Below are 3599 nucleotides of genomic sequence, written 5' to 3'. Positions count from 1 at the left end.
GCCCATCAGGACCTGCCCTTCGACCGGCTTGTCGAAGAACTCAATCCCCAGCGGTCCGCCGCCCGCCACCCCTTCTTCCAGATCATGCTCACCCTCGCCGACTCGATCACTCCCGCTCCCGACCTCCCCGGCATGACCACGGAGGCGGCTGAGACTCCCCTGGACATCGCGCGTTTCGACCTGACGGTCAACTTCCTGGAGAGGCGCACCCCCGAAGGCCCTGGTGGCGTCGGCCTGCGCATCGACTACGCAGCCGACATGTACGACGCCGAGACCGTCCAGGCGTTCGCGGACCGCATCATCCGCTTCCTGGAGGCGGCCGTCGCCGACCCGTTGCGGCCCCTCGGCGACCTCGACGTCTTGGACGCGGCGGAGTGGCGGCGTATCAACGAGCCGGTCGCCGGCGACCTGTCGCCGCGCAGCGACACCACCTTGCCGGCCGTCATCAGTGGTTACGCGGCCACCATCCCGGATGCTCCAGCCGTGGTTCTCGGTGAACGCACCCTTACGTACGCGGAGTTGGACGAATACGCCAATCGCTTCGCGCACCGCCTCATCGAGGCAGGAGTCGGATTCGAGACCCGGGTGGCGCTCTTCCTGGACCGGTCCCTGGAGGTCCAGGTCTCCATTCTGGCCATCCTGAAGGCCGGCGGCGTGTACGCGCCTGTCGACACCGAGTACCCGAAGACCCGGATTCAGCAGATCCTCACAGCCGCCTCCGCGTCGATCGTCATCACCGACCGCGACGTGACGGACCTGGACCTCCCCGAGGGCACCACCGTCCTGCCCGCTCCGGAGCTGACCGGGTTCAGCTCCGGTCGTACGCCGACGCCCGCGCCGGACGTGGAGATCCACCCCGACCAGCTCGCCTGCGCCGTGTTCACCTCGGGGTCCACCGGCATCCCCAAGGGTGTCGCCAACACCCACCGGAACATCGTCGACCTGAGCCTCGACCCGGCGTTCGCGACCGGCGCGCACAGTCGCATGCTGCAGCACTCCCCGCTGGCCTTCGACGCCCTCACCTACGAGATGTGGGTGCCTCTGCTGATCGGCGGCACCCTAGTCGTCGCGCCGCCCGGCAACGTGGACGCGATCTCCATGGGTCAGCTGCTCGCTGAGTCCCGGGTGCGGAGTCTGTGGATTACCGCCGGGCTCTTCCACGTCATGGCCGAGGAGAACCCAAGCGGTTTCGCCGGGGTGCAAGAGGTCTGGACGGGCGGTGACGTGGTCGCGCCGGCGGCGGTACGCCGGGTCATGGAGCACTGCCCGGGCACCACCGTCGTCAACGGCTACGGGCCCTGCGAGACCACCGTCCTCGTCACCTCCTACCCGTCGCCCACGAGCAGCGTCCACCAGGGTTCGTTGCCCATCGGACTGCCCCTCGACAACACCGGGACGTACGTACTGGACGAGGCGCTGCGGCCGGTGCCCGCCGGAGTCGTGGGCGAGCTGTACGTCGGTGGCCCCGGTCTCGCTCGCGGTTACCTGAACCGGCCCGGTCTGACCTCGGAACGTTTCGTCGCCAGCCCGTTCGGCCCGCCCGGATCACAGATGTACCGCACCGGTGACCTGGTGCGGTGGCGCCGCGACGGACTGTTCGAGTTCGTCGGGCGTGCGGACCAGCAGGTGAAGCTGCGCGGTTTCCGCATCGAGCCGGGGGAGATCGAAGCGGTTCTTCTCGGCGCCGATGGTGTCGGTCAGGCGGCGGTGGTCGTGCGTGAGGACCGGCCTGGTGACAAGCGCCTGGTCGCCTATGTGGTGCCCAGCGAGGGTGGGTCCGTGGACACCGGGGCGCTGCGGCGTGCGGTGGCCGCGACACTGCCGGAGTACATGGTGCCGTCCGCCGTGGTCGTCCTTGCCGCCCTGCCGCTGACCGTCCACGGCAAGCTGGACCGGGGTGCGCTGCCGGCGCCGCGCGTGGAGGGTGGCGAGGGGGGGCGTGGGCCGCGTACTCCCGTGGAGGAGACGCTGTGCTCGCTGTTCGCCGAGGTCCTCGGTGCGGTCGGAGTAGGCATCGACGACAACTTCTTCCACCTCGGTGGTCACTCCTTGCTGGCCACGCGCCTGGTCAGTCGTGTCCGTAGGGTTTTGGATGTTGAGGTGACGGTGCGGGATGTGTTCGCGCATCCGACGGTTGCCGAGGTTGCGGGGGTTGTCGCGGAGCGGGCGGGTTCTCGTCGTCCTGAGCTGGTGGCGGTGCGGCGCCCGGAGCGGGTTCCGTTGTCGTTCGCGCAGCAGCGTTTGTGGTTCCTGGGTGAGCTGGAGGGTGCGTCGGCGACGTACAACATTCCTTTGGCGATCCGGCTCAGGGGTGAGCTGGACCGGGAGGCGTTGCGTCTGGCGCTGGTCGATGTGGTGGGCCGGCACGAGAGCCTGCGCACTGTGTTCGAGGCGGGTGGGGGTCAGCCGTATCAGCGGATTCTGCCTGCCGCGGAGGTGGACCTGGCGCTGTCCGAGGTGAGTGTGGGGGAGCGGGACAGTGAGGTGGTGCTCGCGGAGCTGGCCCGCACGGTCTGTGACTTGAGTGCGGGGCTGCCGCTGCGGGCGTTTGTTGTCCAGGAGTCGGCGGATGCCCATGTGCTGTTGCTTGTGGTGCATCACATTGCGTCGGATGGCTGGTCGAACGGGCCGTTGATGCGTGATCTCGCGGCGGCGTACGAGGCGCGGTTGGAGGGCGGGGCACCGGGCTGGGAGCCGTTGCCTGTGCAGTACGCGGATTACGCGTTGTGGCAGCGTGAGCTGCTGGGTGACGTGGAGGACCCGCAGAGCATGGCCGCCACACAGCTCGCGTACTGGCGGGATGTCCTGGCGGGGCTGCCGGAGGAGGTGACGCTTCAGGGTGACCGGCCCCGACCCGCCACCGCCTCCTACCGGGGAGAGCGGCTTGTCGTCTCCTTGCCAGCGGGTGCGCACGAAAAGCTTCTGTCGCTGACCCGTGTGTCGGGTGCGTCCTTGTTCATGGTGGTGCACGCGGCGACCGCGGCCGTGCTGACGCGGAGTGGTGCGGGCACGGACGTGCCCATCGGTTCGCCGGTTGCGGGGCGCACGGATCTCGCGCTGGATGATCTGGTCGGGTTCTTCGTCAATACGCTGGTACTGCGCACCGACACCAGTGGTGATCCGTCGTTCATGGAGCTCCTGGCGCGGGTGCGGGAGACGGATCTCGGGGCCTGGGCCCATCAGGACCTGCCCTTCGACCGCCTCGTCGAAGAACTCAACCCCCAGCGGTCCGCCGCCCGCCACCCGCTCTTCCAGATCATGCTCACCCTCACGGACTCGATCACCCCGGGACCGGAACTGGCTGGGCTGAAAGCCGAGCTGACGTATCCGGACACGGGGATTTCGAAGTTTGATCTGACGTTCAGCTTTTCCGAGCGGTTCACGGCGGATGGCGCGCCGGGCGGCATTGATATTGCTGTCGAGTATGCGACGGATTTGTATGACGCGGGGACTGTGGGTGTGTTGGCGGATCGGTTGGTGTGTTTTCTGGGTGCTGTGGTTGAGGCTCCGGGGACTGCTATCGGTGATCTTGATGTTTTTGGTGCCGGGGAGCGGGAGTTGCTTCTGGCCAGCTGGAGCGGAGCCGAGCGTGAGGTCCC

1 protein-coding gene is annotated in these 3599 nt (G+C 68.0%); it reads left to right on the top strand.

The features are described 5' to 3' along the window. Positions 1 to 12 precede the first annotated feature (12 nt). Positions 13 to 3599, top strand: a 3587-nt coding sequence (locus tag ACH4NX_RS38275; protein ID WP_398130375.1) for an amino acid adenylation domain-containing protein, incomplete at its 3' end; no start/stop codon positions are given.

This window comes from Streptomyces sp. NPDC017225, from assembly GCF_044331465.1.
Taxonomy (GTDB): Bacteria; Actinomycetota; Actinomycetes; order Streptomycetales; family Streptomycetaceae; genus Streptomyces.
Note: the sequence above shows the minus strand (reverse complement) of the source record. Positions and strands in the feature narration are given on the sequence as shown.